The organism is Rhodoglobus sp., from assembly GCF_053580035.1.
On sequence record NZ_JBMDVL010000001.1, the window covers coordinates 324,429 to 342,020 of the forward strand.

The window sequence follows — 17,592 nt, forward strand, 5'->3', positions numbered from 1 at the left end:
ACCCCCTAGAACAATTCTAGAACGCGTAGCTGCATTGGCATACCGTTACCCCTATCGGGGCACTGCGCAGCCTGCGAACGTCGAGATCCACGTCCGCGCACGCTGGCTACTTGCGGTCCTTCTCTTCGGCGCGCGCTGCGGTCAACCGCTTCGTGCGACTGAGAATTGCAGGCTCATTCTCACGGAACTGCGCGTAGAGCGGAGCAGCGATGAAGATCGTGGAATAAGTACCAACAATGATTCCGATAAAGAGCGCAAGAGCAATATCGCGCAACGTGCCGGCACCGAGCACATAAGCGCCAATGAAGAGAATCGCACCGACAGGCAGAGCTGCAACGACTCCGGTGTTGATCGAGCGAACAAGAGTCTGGTTAACCGCAAGGTTGACAGATTCAGCGAACGTGCGTCGGGATTCGGCCCCGTCTTCCGAGGTGTTCTCTCGAATTTTGTCGAACACCACAACGGTGTCGTAAAGCGAGAAACCAAGGATCGTCAAGAACCCGATAACTGCGGAAGGAGTGATCTCGAATCCGAAGAGTCCATAGACGCCGGCAGTGATGACAATGTCGTGGAGCAACGCAATCATCGCTGCGAGCGACATCTTCCACGTGCGGAAATAGATCGCCATCATGATGGCCGCGAGAGCGACGAAGACGAGCAAAGCCCGCAGTGCAGAACTCGTGATGTCTGCGCCCCATGACGGGCCAACAAACGATGCGGCCACCTGGTCGCTGTCGACATTGAACGCGCCGGCCAAGGCATCGCGCACCTCGTCGGACTGGTCGGCTTCAAGCTGTTCCGTTTGCACACGCAAGGAGTCAGTTCCCACCACGGTGACCTTGGGATCAGCTTCTGCTACCACTCCCGATACGGTGTCAATCGCAAGGTTCTGAGCGTCGGCGTTGGTAGCAGGATCTGTTAGCGCTTCGACCGAGTCGATCTGGAATTGTGATCCACCAGTAAATTCAATGCCCAGTACGTAACCACCACGGAGCGCGGGGCCAGCAATGGACACCACAATCAAAACTATCGCGAGGGTGTACCACACCATCCGACGCCCGATGAAGTTAACCGATAGTTCACCGGTGTAGAGGTCGTTGCCGAACTTCGAGAAGCTAGCCATCAGGATTCCTTTCCATCTGAGCTGGAATCTTTGGCGGTTCCCGCCAACTCAGCAGCTTTTCGTTCAGCAATAGTTTGGCGGCGAGCAGCCTCGCGGCTTGCTCCCGCGGTCGCCTTCGTGGCTACCGGCGTTCTGAACTGAGCTCGACCGCGGTAGACCGCGCCCAGAGCTCGGGGATCAAGACCGCTAATGGGGTGTCCGCTCGCAAAGAACTTCGTTGTTGCGAGCAACTGAAGCATGGGATGCGTGAAGAGAACGACAACGAGCACGTCGATCACTGTGGTGAGTCCCAAGGTCAGCGCGAAACCGCGAACGTTTCCCACGGCAAGGACGAACAGAACTACGGCCGAAAGAAGGTTGACGGCCTTCGCAGCGAAGATAGTGCGCAGGGCACGCTTCCAACCGGCCTCGACCGCGCCGGTCAGAGATCGACCATCGCGAAGTTCGTCTCGAATGCGTTCGAAGTAGACGATGAACGAGTCCGCGGTAAATCCGATCGCCACAATCAGTCCGGCAACACCAGCCAACGAGAGTCGGTAGCCGTGCTGCCACGAAAGGTAGGCGATGACGAGATAGGTGAGCACTCCGGCGACTACAAGCGAAGCCACCGTAACGAGACCGAGAAGGCGGTATTGGAACAGCGAGTAGATGACGACCAGCAGGAGACCAATCAGACCAGCGATCAGCCCAGAATTAAGCTGAGTTGTACCTAGCGTCGCTGAGATGGAATCGTTGCTCTGTACTTCGAAACCAATGGGTAGCGCACCGAACTTCAACTGGTCAGCAAGAACTTTTGCGCTGTCCTGGTCGAACGAACCCGAAATCTGTGGGTTTCCGCCAGTAATGATGCCCTGAGTCGTCGGCGCCGAAATGACACGACCGTCGAGCACGATTCCGAATCGGTTGCGCGGATCAGTGTTGTCGAAGCCGAAGAGACGCGTAGTCATCGCTGCGACGTCTGTGGTGCCCTCGGCGTTGAACGTCGGGAAGACGCCCCACTGTCCGGTGCTGACGCCTTGCGAGCTGGAAATCAGTCCGCTGCTCGCGTCGGTGATCGTGCTGCCCTCTACCTCGACTGGGCCGAGAATGTACTTGAAGGCATCATCCGAATCACAAGTGATGAGCGGCTCAGCAGCGGGAGCAACGCTAAAGCTGTCGAGCGAAGCACAATCGAAGTTGGTGTATTCGTCGAAAAGAGATTCGGTAATCCAGTTGAGATCGCTTGCGTCGGTGGGTGTCGCGGTTGGCGTTGTGGCCAAGGTCGGCTCTGGGGTGCTCGTTGCCGACTCTCCGTCCGGCGTCTCCGCCGCATCGGTCGGTTCAGGAGTTGCTTCAGCAGCAGCAGTCGTCGCGACCTCGGTGTAGAGCACCGGGCGGAATTCGAGCTTTGCCGATGACTGGATCCGGTTGAGTGTTTCCTTATCAGGAGTACCCGGGATCGAGACAATGACGTTGCTCGCGCCTTGAGTCGTAACTTCAGCTTCAGCGACACCACTGGCGTCGACACGATCTCGAATAATCGAGACTGCTTGAGCCAGCTGCTCCTTGGAAACCGTCTGTCCGCTCTCGAGCTGAGGGGCGAGAACGATTTGCGTTCCCCCCTCAAGGTCAAGAGCGAGCTTCGGAGCCCAGGAGGCCGAACCGAAAATGGAGCCAGCACCGATCAATACGGAGAGCCCCACCGTGAGTGCGGTGAGCCAGACGATGGCTCGCCACGCGTTTTTCACAGGGGTAGTTCTTGCCACCTAATTGACTCAGCTTTCTTAACAGAGCAGTGCAGAAGCGCACGCCATTGGACAACCGTCCTCGGGAGGGACGACTCTCAACACTAGTGGGTTACTCGGACGCCTTTTTTGACTCAGCAGAGCTAGCCGGCTTCGTGTCTGACAACTCACCAAATTCTGGCTTCACGTCAGCGTCAACCTCAGCAGTGCCAGCTTCGCGTTCCGCAGCTTCGCGGTTGGCGATTTCCATAGCTTCTTCCACCGAACGAGGAGCGCCTTCGACAGCCTCTTCTTCGACAACGACCTTGGCCAGCGTCTGGCTGTGAACCTTGACGATTACGCCAGTGCTGATCTCGATCTCGGCAGAGTTGGCAACGGTGTCGTTGGTAACGAGCGTTCCAAAAAGCCCGAAGTTAGTCATAACTTCGACGCCAGGAACCATCTGCTCGCGCAGTTCTGCCATCTGAGCTTTGCGCTTGCGGCTGTTGCGGAACATAAAGAAGATGAGTACGCCAAGAATGGCGAGCATCGCAATAGAAAGAGGATCCATGAGGTACCTTTCGGTGGTCTGTGGGCCTGGCGCTCAAGCTGAGGCGCGTACTAAGCCAATAAAACTATAGTTCATCACTGAAGAGAGACGAATTTCGATCGTCGATGCCGAAGTGCTCCCACGCTGCGCGAGTCGCAACACGACCGCGCGGCGTGCGCGACAACAGCCCTATTCGCACCAGGAACGGCTCGACGACTGACTCGACCGTCTCTGCTTCTTCTCCGACGGAAACTGCAAGCGTGCTGAGTCCAACTGGTCCGCCATCAAAGCGGGTCAGTACGGTCTGCATCACCGCTCTGTCCAGACGATCAAGGCCGCGTTCATCGACGTCGTACAGCTCAAGGGCGGCACGCACCGCATCCCGAGAAGCCGGAATGTGATTGACGAGCGCGTAATCGCGCACACGCCGAAGCAATCGGTTCGCGATTCGAGGAGTGCCGCGACAACGACCAGCAATCTCCGCGATCGCATCGCGATCAATCTCGAGCTCAAGCATCACGGCAGCACGAACGAGTACCTGTTCAAGCTCGGGCTCGTCATAGAACTCAAGGTGTGCGGTAAACCCAAAACGATCTCGCAGCGGGTTCGGCAGCAATCCCGATCGCGTCGTGGCACCGACAAGCGTGAACGGCGCAATGTCTAAAGGAATGGATGTCGCGCCGGCGCCCTTGCCGACCATAATATCGATGCGAAAGTCTTCCATCGCAAGGTAGAGCATCTCTTCGGCCGAGCGTGCCATCCGGTGGATTTCGTCGATGAAGAGAACTTCGCCGGGAAGAAGCGACGACAATACCGCCGCAAGATCACCGGCGTGCTGGATCGCAGGACCGCTAGACATGCGCAATGGTCGGTTGCTTTCGTGCGCAACAATCATCGCCAATGTTGTCTTGCCGAGGCCGGGTGGGCCTGCAAGCAAGATGTGGTCTGCCGTGCGGTTTTGCATCGCTGCTGCCTTCAGAAGAAGCTGCAGTTGGCCACGCACCTTCTGCTGACCGACAAACTCATGGAGGGATTTCGGTCGAAGCGCGCCCTCAAAGGCAAGCTCGGCATCCGACTCAACACCAGAGTTGGCGACGACATCATCGTTGTCAGGCATCACGAACCACCATTCGGGGCTTGCGAGCCGACGAGCAGGAGCGCGCGCCTCAATACAGCCTGCGTATTGCCCTTATCGGACTCTGCTGCCTCGCGGAAGGCAGCCTCAGCCGCGGGCCGGGCAAGCTTCTCAGACCACCCGAGCCCCTGCAACGCCATCGACACACTTTCGGATACCGGGGTGGAGACAACGGGCTGAGCGCCACGCTGCGGAGAACTAACGAAGAGTTTGCCTGCGAGATTGAGAACAATGAGTTTTGCCGTCTTCGGACCGATGCCCGATACCTTACGAAATGCGGCGTCGTTCTCTTCGGCCACGGCACGAGCTATCTCCTCTGGCGCGAGGGCAGCAAGCACGCCCATCGCACTCTTAGGGCCAACGCCCGTTACGCCGCGAAGCAGGGTGAACGCAGAAAGTTCGTCCGGAGTGTGAAACCCATAGAGCGCTAAATCATCTTCACGCACGATGAGCGCTGTATTGAGTTGAGTTTCGGATCCGACGCGCACCGATAGTGCGTGCTCGGGAGTGACACTCACCGAGAGGCCCACTCCCCCAACTTCGATGACGACCGTGGTTCCGGCCGCGGCAAGAACGGTGCCACGAAGGGAAGAAATCATAGGTTCAGCCTACGAGCACCCGCCGACTTCTCTGCTGACCGCCACGCCTCCTGGGCCGGTGTCAGCTGTGATGAGCCGGATGCCCCTGAGCGATCAGCCCCGCGACCTGACGGAGAAGCAGCGAAACCAGGGCCACTCTTCCACGCTCCACAAATTGCGAGAGCACAGGCATCCGCCGCATCCGCAGGTTTAGGAGCTTCAGCGAGGCCCAAAACACGCGCAACCATTGTGCCAACCTGCTTCTTTTCAGCGCCACCGTATCCCGTAATCGCAAGCTTCACTTCGGTGGGGGTGTGGAGGGTGACCGGTATGCCGTGGCGAGCGGCGACATACATTGCGACTCCGCTTGCTTGAGCCGTTCCCATCACTGTGCTCACGTTGTTTTGGGCAAAGACTCGTTCGAGCGCAAGCTGTTGAGGCGCGAATTCGGCGATCACCGCATCGATGCCGTCGCCAATTTCGCGGAGTCGCTCTTCTAACGCCATGCCCGGAGGGGTGCGCACCACGCCAACATGCACGAGCGTCGCGCGACGATCTGGTGCAACATCCACCACACCGATGCCGCATCGCGTGAGACCGGGATCAATCCCGATCACGCGGAGCGTCATCGACTAGTCCTCGTCGAGTTCGGCCTGCACCTCAGGCGTGATGTCGAAGTTCGAGTAAATATTCTGAACGTCGTCAGACTCTTCAAGAGCATCAATCAGTCGGAAAACCTTGCGCGCGGTGTCCGCATCAACTTCGACCTTGAGGTGGGGAACGAATTCTGCCTCTGAGGAGTCGTAGTCAATCCCTGCCGCCTGAAGGGCGTCCCGCGATTGAACGAGGTGCGCCGTGTCGGTAATTACCTCGAAGCCTTCGCCGTGGTTCTTGACCTCTTCAGCACCGGCATCGAGTACGGCAATGAGGATGTCGTCTTCGGTGACGCCCTCGGTCTTAGTGATCGAGATAACACCCTTGCGTTCGAAGTTGTAAGCGACGCTGCCAGGGTCAGCGAGCGAACCGCCGTTACGACTCATGATGGTGCGTACGTCTGCCGCAGCGCGGTTCTTGTTGTCGGTGAGACATTCGACCAGAAGAGCAACACCATTGGGGCCGTAGCCTTCGTACATGATGTTGAGATACTCAATGGCATCGCCAAGCTGGCCGGAGCCGCGCTTGACTGCACGATCGATGTTGTCGTTGGGCACCGATGTCTTCTTCGCCTTTTGAATAGCGTCAACAAGAGTCGGATTACCCGAGAGGTCAGCTCCGCCAATCTTGGCGGCGACCTCAATATTCTTGATCAGTTTCGCGAATGACTTCGCGCGGCGAGAATCAGTAATCGCCTTCTTGTGCTTGGTAGTTGCCCATTTGGAATGCCCTGACATAAACACCATTCTACCGGGCACGCAGACAGTTCGCCTGCGCGAATCCCCGCTCTAGTGCTCGACAAGCGCGCTGCGCACGCCGAGCGAGTGCAACTGGAGCTGTGCAAGACGCGCGACAATCACCGGATCCCCAGCCCGCCACAGCGCGGCGGCGTCTGGCGCCACCTCGGCAAGATCCCCCAGCTTGTGAGTAGATAACGCGCGAAGAGCAAGCAAATCTGCGCCACCTGGAGAACTCAAGAGGATTTTCGCTTCGGTTGCTCGGCGCGCGAATCGCAGTCGGGGCACCAGCCACAACAACAGGATTAGCGCAATGGGAACAACCGCAATCACTATCCCAACGACGGTCGCAGTAGCAAGCACCGTGTCTTGTTGGCTCTGTCCGGCATTTTCCAACGCGACCCCGGCGTCGCTCGCTCCATCAAAGGGAACTCGGATGCCCGCCCCGATGAGGGGAACCGAACCCAGAGTGTCCCCCAGCTCGATCATCGTAGACCTGAAGCCGGCCCCCGCCTCCTGCATCTGAACACCGAGCTGCTGGAACGCAGCGATCAGTTGATACACCCATACTCCGAGCGCAATCCACCCAACGATGAAAACTAGCGCGAGGATGTCACCGGTCAGTTGGCGAGCCCGACGAGGAGCATGGTCTGCGTACAGTTTCATTCCCCCATGATGCAGGAACTAGCTGCGGCTCCGCACTCGCGCGACGAAATACTCGTGAAAACGTGTATCGCCCGTGATCTCTGGGTGAAAAGAGGTACCCATGAGCTGGCCGTGTTCGACAGCGACCACGCGACCGTCTTCGAGGGTAGCGAGAGCACGAACATCCGTCCCCAGAGAGACGACGACTGGAGCCCGAATGAAAACAGCGCGCACGGGTACTTCACCGAGCTCAGGCACGACAAGATCAGTCTCAAAAGAGTCAGTCTGCGAGCCGAACGCATTGCGCCTGACGACGATATCGAGACCGCCAAAGGACTGTTGACCTTCGATTGCATCAAGAACGGTGTCTGCGAGCATAATCAGCCCTGCGCAGGTTCCGTACACGGGCAGACCCGCCGCAATCGCGGACCGGATGGGTTCAGCAAGCCCATAGAGGCGGGACAGTTTGTCGATCACACTTGATTCGCCACCAGGAATGACAAGGCCGGCGATGTGCTCCAGCTGTTCAGGCGTCTTGACCGCTACTGCGGTTTCGCCCAGTTGCTGGAGCACATGCAGGTGCTCACGAAAATCGCCCTGGAGAGCGAGAACTCCAATAGGGAGTTGACCGACTGGTGAACTACCAGCCACGCTCAGAGAGACGGTGAGGAGCAGCGAGGTCAGAAACGTTAATGCCGACCATGGCTTCACCGAGTCCGCGCGATGCTGCCGCAATCACACTGGGGTCATCGAAGAACGTCGTTGCCTTGACGATCGCGGCGGCGCGCTGAGCCGGGTTTCCCGACTTGAAGATTCCTGAACCAACGAATACGCCATCGGCACCAAGCTGCATCATCAACGCAGCGTCGGCCGGAGTCGCAACTCCACCAGCGGTGAAAAGAACAACCGGGAGCTTGCCGGTTTCAGCGATCTCCCGAACGAGGTCGTAGGGAGCCTGAAGCTCCTTAGCTGCAACATAGAGTTCGTCAGCAGTCTTCGAACGAAGCTCGTTGATTTGGCCCTTGATGGTGCGGATGTGCTTGGTCGCCTCAGAGACGTCACCGGTTCCGGCTTCACCCTTCGAGCGGATCATCGCGGCACCCTCAGTGATGCGACGCAGCGCCTCACCCAGGTTGGTAGCACCACAAACGAAGGGAACATCGAAGTTCCACTTGTCGATGTGGTTCACGTAGTCAGCAGGGCTCAGTACTTCTGATTCGTCAATGTAGTCAACCTTGAGCGCCTGAAGAACCTGCGCCTCAACGAAGTGACCGATGCGGGCCTTCGCCATAACCGGGATCGACACAGCTTCGATGATTCCGTCGATGAGGTCGGGATCGCTCATGCGAGCCACTCCGCCTTGTGAACGGATGTCTGCGGGAACGCGCTCGAGAGCCATCACGGCTACTGCGCCGGCGTCTTCAGCGATCTTCGCTTGTTCTGCGTTGACGACGTCCATAATGACGCCGCCCTTGAGCATTTCAGCGAGTCCACGCTTAACGCGGCTCGTGCCCGACTGGTTTGATGAAGTGTTGTCGCTCATAGTGACCCAATTTTACCGTCGGATTGGCGGTGAAGGGCGTAGCCAATTCCTTCTCAGTGGTTCGTTGGCCACGCGTTAGCGAGCTCGTCACGCACTTCACCAAGTAGACGCGGAATCGCCTTTGTTCCCGCAACGATGGGAAAGAAGTTCGAGTCGGTGGCCCACCGAGGCACCACATGTTGATGAAGGTGGTTAGCGATGCCCGCTCCGGCCAACGCTCCCTGATTCATGCCGATATTGAATCCGTGCGATTTCGAGGTTTCGCGCAGCACTCGCATTGCTGTCTGAGTGAGTGAGGCGATCTCGGCAACTTCGTCATCCGTAGCTTCGTCATAGAGCGCGACGTGGCGGTACGGGCACACGAGCAAGTGCCCGCTGTTGTACGGAAAGAGGTTGAGCAGAACGTACGCGTGAGTTCCCCGCGCAACGATGAGAGCCTTTTCGTCATCCAGGGTTGGCGCAACGCAGAACGGACAATCATCCTTCTCTGGTTGGGTCTGGTCCATGATGTACGCAATGCGATGGGGCGTCCACAGCCGCTGGAACGCGTCAGGCACCGCAGCGAAGTCGTTACTAGACTCCCCCGCCGGAAGCTCGGAACCGTCGTAGTCGCGCACGAATTAAACCTGGGCTCGGGTCGCGATCGCGTCGGTAATACGCGCAACCGCGTCCGCAATCGGGATGCCGTTCTCCTGAGTTCCGTCACGGAAACGGAAGCTGACCGAGCCAGCAGCCTGATCTTGCTCTCCAGCAATGAGCTGGAACGGAACCTTCGACTTCGTGTGCGTGCGGATCTTCTTCTGCATGCGCTCACTGGATGCGTCGAGCTCGGCGCGAACACCGAGAGCTTTGAGCTGGTCGACAACACCGCCCAAGTACTCCTCGTAGGCTTCAGCGACAGGGATGCCGACAACCTGAACTGGCGAAAGCCAGACCGGGAATGCCCCAGCGTAGTGCTCGGTGAGAACGCCGAAGAAGCGCTCGATCGAGCCGAACAGCGCGCGGTGAATCATGACGGGACGCTGGCGTGAACCATCCGCAGCCGTGTACTCCAGATCGAAGCGTTCCGGAAGGTTGAAGTCGAGCTGCACGGTAGACATCTGCCACGTACGCCCGATGGCGTCGCGAGCCTGAACCGAAATCTTGGGGCCATAGAACGCGGCTCCGCCCGGGTCAGGAACAAGTTCAAGCCCCGACTCTTCGGCCACCTCGGCAAGGGTCTGCGTCGCTTCATCCCACACATCGTCGTCACCGACATACTTCTCAGGATCCTTCGTCGACAGTTCAAGGTAAAAGTCTGTGAGGCCATAATCCCGCAACAAAGAGAGCACGAAGTTGAGAGTGTTAGTGAGCTCAGCCTTCATCCCCTCCTTTGTTGTGAAAATGTGGGCGTCATCCATGGTGAGTCCACGCACGCGAGTCAGTCCGTGAATAACACCAGACTTCTCATTGCGGTACACCGTGCCGAATTCAAACAGGCGCATGGGAAGGTCGCGGTAGGAGCGGCCGCCTGACTTGTAAATCAGGATGTGCATCGGGCAGTTCATGGGCTTGAGGTAATAGTCGGCACCCTGGCGAGTTATTTCGCCTTCCTCATTGCGCGCCTCATCGAGGTGCATCGGTGGGAACATACCGTCTTTGTACCAGCCCAAGTGACCGGAAGTTTCGAACAGCGCCTCTTTAGTGATGTGAGGCGTGTTGACGAAGGAATAGCCCTCCTGCAAGTGGCGCGTTCGGGAGTAGTTCTCCATCTCGTGGCGGATGATTCCGCCCTTGGGGTGGAAGACAGCAAGGCCAGAACCGATTTCGTCAGGGAACGAAAAGAGATCTAGCTCAGCGCCGAGCTTGCGGTGATCGCGCTTCAATGCTTCCTCTTGACGCGCTTGGTATTCACGAAGCTCATCTTTGGTCGGCCAGGCCGTGCCATAGACGCGCTGCAGCTGCTTGTTCTTTTCCGAACCGCGCCAATATGCGGCAGCGGTACGCGTGAGTGACCACCCGTTGCCGATCATGCGAGTGTTGGGAAGGTGCGGTCCACGGCACAAATCTTTCCAGTAGACCTCGCCAGTCTTGCCATCGACGTTGTCGTAGATGGTGAGCTCGGCGCCGCCGACCTCGACCGACTCGTTATCTGCATCGGCGTCGCCCTCGGCAACAGCCCCCTTCAGGCCGATAAGTTCAAGCTTGTACGGCTCGTTAGCGAGCTCTTCCCGGGCTTCAGCCTCAGTCACGACACGACGCTGAAAGCGTTGCCCCTGACGGATGATGCGATCCATCGCCTTGGTGATCGCCTTGAGGTCCTCGGGCGTAAACGGCTCCTCGACATCGAAGTCGTAATAGAAACCATCCGTAACGGGCGGACCAATACCGAGTTTTGCCTCAGGGTTAATGGTCTGGATCGCTTGAGCTGCGACGTGCGCCGCCGAGTGACGAAGGATATTGAGCCCATCAGGCGAATCGATAGTGACAGCCTCGACCTCATCCGTGTCAGTTACCGTCGTGGCGAGGTCTTTCAGCTCACCGTTGACGCGCATGGCGACGACGTTGCGGTCGGTGTATAGGTCAAATCCAGTCTTAGTCACAGTGCAACTTTAGCGGCGATCAGGTCACTGCCGTGTCACGAGACAAACGAGCGTTCGGTTGCGCTTCTTAAACGAAAAAACCCGACCTGAGTCGGGTGTTTTCGAGTGAGCGATACTGGGATCGAACCAGCGACCTCTTCCGTGTCAGGGAAGCGCGCTACCGCTGCGCCAATCGCTCATGCTATTTAGTTGAAACACTAGATACCGAGGTGGAGACGGGATTTGAACCCGCGTATACGGCTTTGCAGGCCGCTGCCTCGCCTCTCGGCCACTCCACCGCACATGGAAAGTGCCAGCGAGGCTGACACTTCCCACTCGAGCGGATGACGAGATTCGAACTCGCGACCCTAACCTTGGCAAGGTTATGCGCTACCACTGCGCCACATCCGCACTTTGCAGCTATTCGGTTACCCGTTTTCGCGTGCTAGATGACTGTATACGAAGTCTGCGCTGAGAGCCAATTCGGTAGCGAGCGTGTCGCGAAGATATGCGAAGATTGGCCTGCGGGGCGATTGGCGCAGTTGGTAGCGCGCTTCCTTCACACGGAAGAGGTCATCGGTTCGAGTCCGGTATCGCCCACTATTTATGCACTGAATTGCAAGAGCGACACGTATTCGCCATCAGGCCGTGTGTGCAATCAGCCACGTTGAGGCCTTGCCCAATGCCAGTACCCTTGGGGAATGCGCGCCGCGAAGTCCCCCAGATCAACGCCACTTCGTCGATTCTTCGTCGGCGTCAGTTTCTTGTTTCGAGGCTTCCGCGAAGTGCTCACGGCGCCCCGCCAAATGTTTCTGGGGATGATTCCTGCAGCTATCGTCGGCGCTGTCGCAATCGCGGTATTAATTACCCTGATTGTCACCATTGACCCCATAGCGACCCTGATAACCCCTTTCGCTAACGACTGGGACGAACTCCCCCGAACCGCTGTGCGATTTGCCGCCGGGGTTGCGCTGCTCTTAGCGAGCATCCTCATCATCGTGAACACCTACACGACGGTGACGCTGATGGTCGGAGATTTCTTTTATCGTCAAATTTCTAGCCACGTAGATTTCCGTCATGGTGCGCCGCCCACGCCCGCGACGCAAGGGTTCTGGAAAGACGCACGACGCGGATTCGGCGAGGGCCTGCGACTGCTTTTCCCCACGATCGGTCTAGCCCTGCTCGTGCTCCTGCTCGGATTTATCCCCATCGTCGGCGCCATTATTGCTGCCACCGCCGGTGCCTTACTCGGCGGCTGGCTCCTAGTCGTCGAGCTCGCCAACATCCCCTTCGAGGCTCGAGATATGCACCTCACTGCACGGCGTCGCATCCTCAGAGCCTCACGGGCACAGTCGCTCGGATTGGGAACAGCGACCTATCTTGTCTTCTTGATTCCGTTCGGTGCTGTGTTCGCCATGCCCGCTGCCGTCGCCGGTGCCACGCTCCTCACGCGATCGCTACTTGACGAAGAGGTGCGAGTCGCGGGCGCGAACGCCTCTACCGACCTTGCTGAGCAACCACCAGCATCCTGACGAAATAACAAACGACCAGCTTGCCGTCGCGACGACGCTGAGGAGCTGTTCTTGGAAAATTCCCGTCTGGCCGGTGAATAGAAAACCTGACCCGGTCGCGAGTACGCCCAAGGAAACAACGCCAAGACTCCCACCCAATAAATGGGTGTTGACCAGAAAACGCAACTGGTTACCCAGCGGCGATCCGCGCCGCACGGTAAACACACACGCCACAGCACCCGCAATAAGCCCGGCCACTGCCGCAGAAACTGGAGTGAAAAGTGGTGCGCCGGCCGTTACCGCAATCAGGCCACTCACCACGCCGCCTGCGAGCGATCTGAGACTAATTACACCGTGGCCAATCAACTGAACTGCGATCCAACCAACCGCACCGGCGATAGCGCTCACTACACCATTGACGATAATGAGGCCCGCGACATCGTCGATGGCAAACTCTGCTCCAACTAGCCAACCAATCCACGACACAACCACGATGACCAGTGCGACGATCCCCAGCGGGACGGGGACAAACATCCGACGACCACGAATCAGCGACTTCCGTTCCACCACCAGGACGGCGAACATGCCGGCACCAACCGCAACGCTCATAACGAGCGCACCACCGTGATCAATCGGACTCAGCCCAAGAGGCGTGGTTGCTCCGAATGGCTCAAACGTGCGGATCGCCGTCGGCACAAACACACCAACGGCCCAAATAGATCCAAAAGTCATACTCCGAACAAACGATGCACCCGCACTTCGCGCGACGACGGTCACCAGGTAGCTACAGATTCCCCCGAGCAACGATAGCGAAGGCATCATGATGGGGCGCAATGTCGATGACATAAGAGGGCCAAGAGCCAGCCACGCAACGACACCGGGCAACGAGCACAGGAGAGACTCTGTCATCACGCGTGCCCAAGACGCTTCCGGAAGAATCCGGGCGTACAAAACGATCAGCGCCGACAACAACACTGCAAGCGCAATTACCCCAATGGTCGCCGCCGCGAATTCTTCCGCCACAGTGAACCTCCCCGTGACCAGTCTTATGCCTCAGCGGGCACATACACAATGACTTCGCCAAGAACCACCCTTGATGGGCGAATTGGGCCGGTCCACTGCATACCGCGACTAGACGTGGTTGGCAGTCAGCGCAATAAGTCGGGATACGGCACGCAAATACTTCTTGCTATAGCCGCCAGCGAGCATGTCGTCGGGGAAAACACCGTCGAGTGGCGTCCCCTCAGCGAAAATACGAACCTGCGCGTCATACAGTCGATCTACAAACGCAACAAATCGCAGCGCATCCGTCTGGTTAGAAAATGGATGCACGTCCGTCAAGCCAATCGCGTCGATCCCCTCAATCAGTTTCACGTAGCGCGAGGGGTGAACTCCCGATAGATGTTTCAGCACTTCATCGAACGAGTCCAAAGTCACTGTCCCGGCTATCTGAGAAACCGCCGCAGCCGCATCCTCGACTGTGAGCGCGTGCGCCCCGGTGTCTCGGCGCCGATAGTCAACTCCATCAATTCGAATGGTTTCGAACTTGGCTGAAAGGGAGTCAATTTCTCGCAAGAAGTCCTGAGCGGCAAACCGTCCTTCGCCGAGCGCGTTCGGCGGAGTATTCGAGGTTGCCGCAATCTTGGTGCCCGAGCCGACGAGGTCAGACAGCAGTCGCGAAATTAACCGAGTGTCTCCGGGATCGTCAAGCTCAAATTCGTCGATGCACACCAGCGAAGCACCCTTGAGAAGCTCAACAGCTTGGGCATAGCCCACGGCACCGACGAGAGCTGTGTACTCAATGAACGTGCCGAAATACTTGCGGCCAGGAATGTGATGCCACAAAGCCGCAAGCAAGTGGGTCTTACCAACCCCAAACCCGCCGTCCAAATAAACTCCAGGTTTAGCTACCGGCGTTTTTTTGCGAGAAAACAGTCCTCCGCCGGGTTTCGTCGGGGCAGAAAAGTGGCGCATCGCGGCAACGGCGGCGCCCTGAGAGGGGTAGTCGCGGTCAGGTCGATAGGAATCTAAGGTCGCCCCGGTGAACTGACGCGGTGGCACCAGTTCGGCGAGCATCTGCGCTCCGGTCAACGACGGGATACGATCGACTAGACGCTCAGGAGTCGTAGGCGCAGTAGCGCTCATTCTCAGCCTCGGTTATGTTTCGCAGTCTTACGGCAACGCGGTGTAATCAGCGGCGAATGCGTAATTTTCTTGGGCAAGGGACTAATCAAGCTTAGTTTGAAGCCCGCGCCAGTTTTTCCATCCACTATCGGAGGTAGCTATGACTATCGAACGCGACCCGGCCCCCCAATTCGTTGAGTTCTCGAACCCTGAACGATTGGTTTCGGCGGACTGGCTTGAAGAACGTCTCGAAACTCCTGGCTTAGTAGTTGTCGAATCTGATGAAGACGTTTTGCTTTACGAAACTGGCCACATCCGCGGCGCCGTAAAAATCGACTGGCACACTGATCTCAATGATCCCGTAACCCGCGACTACATCGACGGTGAGGGATTCGCCGAGCTCATGTCTCGTAGCGGAATTTCCCGAGACACTACCGTCGTCATCTACGGCGACAAGACAAACTGGTGGGCGGCCTACGCACTATGGGTCTTCACTCTTTTCGGGCACGATGATGTCCGCTTGCTCGATGGTGGGCGCGCAAAGTGGGAAGCTGATGGCCGCGAATACACTCTCGAGGTACCGACTCCCCAAGCCACCGAGTACCCGATCGTCGAGCGCAACGACTCCACAATTCGCGCGTTCCGTGACGACGTACTCACCCACTTGGGCAACCCGCTCATTGATGTCCGTTCCCCTGAGGAGTACAGCGGAGAGCGCACCACAGCGCCTGCCTACCCTGAAGAGGGTGCGCTCCGTGCCGGTCACATTCCCAGCGCTCAGAGTGTGCCATGGTCCAAGGCTGTCGCGGATGACGGAACTTTCCGTCCGCTCAGCGAGCTGAACGCGATCTACCGTGACGGTGCCGGGCTGAAAGATGGCGACGATATTGTTGCGTACTGCCGTATCGGTGAGCGCTCGAGCCACACATGGTTCGTGCTCAACTACCTGATGGGCTTCGATAACGTTCGCAACTACGACGGGTCTTGGACTGAATGGGGATCTTTGGTCGCAGTGCCGATCGTCATCGGCACTGAGCCCGGCGAGGTTCCTTCCCGTTAGACTTAAGTGATGAGTGAGCAGCAGATCCCGACCCAGTTGGCTGAAATCCGCGACGATTTTTTGGACCTCCAGCTGCGGGATCGGCTGCAACTTCTCCTTGAGTTCTCGAATGAGCTGCCGGAACTCCCGGAGCGCTACCGCGATCACCCCGATCTTTTTGAACGGGTAGAGGAGTGCCAGTCCCCGGTCTTCATTTTCATTGAGGTCGAAAACGACACGGTGCACATGTTCGCGACCGCGCCTCCCGAAGCTCCGACCACACGCGGGTTTGCTTCGATTTTGGCACAGGGCCTTTCTGGCCTCAGCACCCAGGAAGTCCTGGAGTTGTCGGACGACTTCCCTCAGTCACTTGGCCTGGCCAAGGCAGTCAGTCCACTCCGCCTTCGCGGCATGACTGGAATGCTGGCACGAGCTAAGCGTCAGATTCGCCTCAAGAGCATTTCCTAGTCGAGACCTTCTCGGGCGTCGTCTTCGCCCACGTGAATTCTCAACCATGACCGAATAGCCGAAAGCCACCGTTCGCTGTCGTAGTTCCACAGCCTCGTGTGACCGGCAGTGTCAAATTCTTCGAAGGTGACGATGTCCGGGCGAAGCACCGCAAGCGCACGTGACGGTTCAACGGGAACATAAGCGTCAGCTGTGCTGTGCATCAGCAGGATGGGACGATCGAGTTCGGTCGCGCGGCCGACGAAATTCATCGCGGCAAAATCGAGCGGGTTCTCGGTGCCTACGAGCAGCTGCGCTTGTTCGCCCGCGAGAATTTCTTGCGCCGCGCGCTGAATCGGAGTGGGGATTCGGTTAATTGTGCCGTGAAGCTCGAGGATGGGACCCCAGGCGATTACGGGAGAATCCAAGATGAGGCCAACGATTACTTCCCGACTCTTGGAGCGCATCAGTGTCTGCAAGACTGTCGCACCTCCCATTGACCATCCCATCAGAACGATTCGCTCTGCACCTGCCTCGAGCGCATAACTGATAGCAGCGTCGACGTCGCGATACTCCGTAGAACCCAACCCGTAGCGCCTGTCGGGTGAATCTGGTGCTTCAGTATCATTGCGGTATGACACGGCAAGTGATGTGATTCCGGCGTCATAAAACTCGGGCAGAGCGCGCAGAGTCTCTTGGCGTCGGACTCCCCGACCGTGTACATGAATTGCCCACGTCGAACTCGCCGCCGCTGCTGGGACCAACCACGCCGGTGCCGCGCCCAGCTCCGTTTCAATGTGTACTTCGGAAAATTCGAGCCCAAGTTCTGCGGGACTGAGATAGAACCAGCCACTCGTTCGCGCGTTGTCCCCGGCGTGCGGAATCCCTCGTTGAACCGAGATCAACTCTCGTGCGACCCATCGTGAACTCTCCGAAACGACAGCACCGATGCGGGCGTGACCTGCCTCGTCGGCAAACCACAAGCTAAAGCGGCCTGGCGCGCGACTCTCCAGAGCGGCTGAAAGCACAATCGTCGATTCGCCGACCGCAAGAATCTGCAGTCCACTGTCTGCTCGCCCTGGTGGGGTCACGAGCCGCCGAGCAAAAACTACGGAAAGAACCGCGCTAGCGACCAAACCGACGATTCCGACTGCTGTGACACCGATAGCAATTCCGCTGACGATGCCGACGACCATGCGCCCCGGTTGTGGTGCTCGCATCCGCAAACCTCCGTCTGCACCC

General features: G+C 58.0%; 18 protein-coding genes and 4 tRNA genes. 4 read left to right on the forward strand and 18 right to left on the reverse strand.

Annotation, left to right across the window (positions count from 1 at the left end; all coding sequences use genetic code 11):
- Window positions 1-106: 106 nt before the first annotated feature.
- From secF to ACOH1Z_RS01660, 15 genes are all read right to left on the reverse strand, one after another.
- Entirely contained in the window at window positions 107-1,123 is a 1,017-nt protein-coding gene (gene secF / locus ACOH1Z_RS01590) for a protein translocase subunit SecF (protein WP_449646749.1), read from the reverse strand.
- On the reverse strand, window positions 1,123-2,868 hold the full coding sequence (secD, locus tag ACOH1Z_RS01595) for a protein translocase subunit SecD (protein ID WP_449646750.1): 1,746 nt from the start codon (window positions 2,866-2,868) through the stop codon (window positions 1,123-1,125). The genes secF and secD overlap by 1 nt, the downstream gene beginning before the upstream one ends.
- A 91-nt stretch (window positions 2,869-2,959) precedes the next feature.
- On the reverse strand, window positions 2,960-3,397 hold the full coding sequence (locus ACOH1Z_RS01600) for a preprotein translocase subunit YajC (protein ID WP_449646751.1): 438 nt from the start codon (window positions 3,395-3,397) through the stop codon (window positions 2,960-2,962).
- Between the two features lie 64 nt (window positions 3,398-3,461).
- Entirely contained in the window at window positions 3,462-4,493 is a 1,032-nt protein-coding gene (gene ruvB, locus ACOH1Z_RS01605; protein WP_449646752.1) for a Holliday junction branch migration DNA helicase RuvB, read from the reverse strand.
- Window positions 4,493-5,110: a Holliday junction branch migration protein RuvA gene (gene ruvA / locus ACOH1Z_RS01610; RefSeq protein ID WP_449646753.1), complete on the reverse strand. Its 618-nt coding sequence runs from the start codon at window positions 5,108-5,110 to the stop codon at window positions 4,493-4,495. Before ruvA ends, ruvB begins: the two co-directional genes overlap by 1 nt.
- Window positions 5,107-5,718: a crossover junction endodeoxyribonuclease RuvC gene (gene ruvC, locus ACOH1Z_RS01615; RefSeq protein ID WP_449646754.1), complete on the reverse strand. Its 612-nt coding sequence runs from the start codon at window positions 5,716-5,718 to the stop codon at window positions 5,107-5,109. The genes ruvA and ruvC overlap by 4 nt, the downstream gene beginning before the upstream one ends.
- Before the next feature lie 3 nt (window positions 5,719-5,721).
- The gene (locus tag ACOH1Z_RS01620; protein WP_449646755.1) at window positions 5,722-6,480 is read right to left on the reverse strand and encodes a YebC/PmpR family DNA-binding transcriptional regulator; all 759 of its coding nucleotides are present in this window, start codon (window positions 6,478-6,480) and stop codon (window positions 5,722-5,724) included.
- A 51-nt stretch (window positions 6,481-6,531) separates the two neighbouring features.
- Complete coding sequence (locus ACOH1Z_RS01625; RefSeq protein WP_449646756.1) at window positions 6,532-7,146, reverse strand: hypothetical protein; 615 nt, start codon at window positions 7,144-7,146, stop codon at window positions 6,532-6,534.
- 18 nt (window positions 7,147-7,164) lie between these two features.
- A complete protein-coding gene (pdxT, locus tag ACOH1Z_RS01630; protein ID WP_449646757.1) occupies window positions 7,165-7,776 on the reverse strand; it encodes a pyridoxal 5'-phosphate synthase glutaminase subunit PdxT in 612 nt (203 codons plus the stop codon).
- On the reverse strand, window positions 7,766-8,668 hold the full coding sequence (pdxS, locus tag ACOH1Z_RS01635) for a pyridoxal 5'-phosphate synthase lyase subunit PdxS (RefSeq protein ID WP_449646758.1): 903 nt from the start codon (window positions 8,666-8,668) through the stop codon (window positions 7,766-7,768). The genes pdxT and pdxS overlap by 11 nt, the downstream gene beginning before the upstream one ends.
- Window positions 8,669-8,721: 53 nt before the next feature.
- Complete coding sequence (locus tag ACOH1Z_RS01640) at window positions 8,722-9,285, reverse strand: HIT family protein (RefSeq protein ID WP_449646759.1); 564 nt, start codon at window positions 9,283-9,285, stop codon at window positions 8,722-8,724.
- 3 nt (window positions 9,286-9,288) lie between these two features.
- Window positions 9,289-11,202 carry a threonine--tRNA ligase gene (gene thrS / locus ACOH1Z_RS01645; RefSeq protein WP_449648177.1) on the reverse strand — a complete coding sequence of 638 codons (1,914 nt, stop codon included), beginning with the start codon at window positions 11,200-11,202 and terminating at the stop codon, window positions 9,289-9,291.
- 154 nt (window positions 11,203-11,356) lie between these two features.
- A tRNA-Val gene (locus tag ACOH1Z_RS01650) sits at window positions 11,357-11,428 on the reverse strand.
- A 29-nt stretch (window positions 11,429-11,457) separates the two neighbouring features.
- A tRNA-Cys gene (locus ACOH1Z_RS01655) sits at window positions 11,458-11,528 on the reverse strand.
- A gap of 40 nt (window positions 11,529-11,568) precedes the next feature.
- Window positions 11,569-11,640, reverse strand: a tRNA-Gly gene (locus tag ACOH1Z_RS01660).
- A 116-nt stretch (window positions 11,641-11,756) separates the two neighbouring features.
- Here ACOH1Z_RS01660 and ACOH1Z_RS01665 point away from each other — a divergent pair.
- Window positions 11,757-11,829: transfer RNA gene (locus ACOH1Z_RS01665), tRNA-Val, on the forward strand.
- Between the two features lie 101 nt (window positions 11,830-11,930).
- Window positions 11,931-12,761, forward strand: coding sequence for an EI24 domain-containing protein (locus ACOH1Z_RS01670; RefSeq protein WP_449646760.1), 831 nt, complete (start codon window positions 11,931-11,933; stop codon window positions 12,759-12,761).
- Here the strand turns inward: ACOH1Z_RS01670 and ACOH1Z_RS01675 are convergent.
- Both ACOH1Z_RS01675 and zapE read right to left on the reverse strand, forming a co-directional pair.
- A complete protein-coding gene (locus tag ACOH1Z_RS01675; protein ID WP_449646761.1) occupies window positions 12,687-13,763 on the reverse strand; it encodes an ammonium transporter in 1,077 nt (358 codons plus the stop codon). The genes ACOH1Z_RS01670 and ACOH1Z_RS01675 overlap by 75 nt on opposite strands.
- A gap of 108 nt (window positions 13,764-13,871) precedes the next feature.
- Entirely contained in the window at window positions 13,872-14,885 is a 1,014-nt protein-coding gene (gene zapE, locus ACOH1Z_RS01680; protein ID WP_449646762.1) for a cell division protein ZapE, read from the reverse strand.
- A 139-nt stretch (window positions 14,886-15,024) separates the two neighbouring features.
- Here zapE and ACOH1Z_RS01685 point away from each other — a divergent pair, with 139 nt between their 5' ends.
- The gene (locus ACOH1Z_RS01685) at window positions 15,025-15,924 is read left to right on the forward strand and encodes a sulfurtransferase (RefSeq protein WP_449646763.1); all 900 of its coding nucleotides are present in this window, start codon (window positions 15,025-15,027) and stop codon (window positions 15,922-15,924) included.
- A gap of 9 nt (window positions 15,925-15,933) precedes the next feature.
- The gene (locus tag ACOH1Z_RS01690) at window positions 15,934-16,371 is read left to right on the forward strand and encodes a SufE family protein (protein WP_449646764.1); all 438 of its coding nucleotides are present in this window, start codon (window positions 15,934-15,936) and stop codon (window positions 16,369-16,371) included.
- On the opposite strand, the gene ACOH1Z_RS01695 is transcribed toward ACOH1Z_RS01690, so the two are convergent.
- Window positions 16,368-17,570 carry an alpha/beta hydrolase family protein gene (locus ACOH1Z_RS01695; RefSeq protein WP_449646765.1) on the reverse strand — a complete coding sequence of 401 codons (1,203 nt, stop codon included), beginning with the start codon at window positions 17,568-17,570 and terminating at the stop codon, window positions 16,368-16,370. The two genes, ACOH1Z_RS01690 and ACOH1Z_RS01695, sit on opposite strands and share 4 nt — an antisense overlap.
- Window positions 17,571-17,592 lie beyond the last annotated feature (22 nt).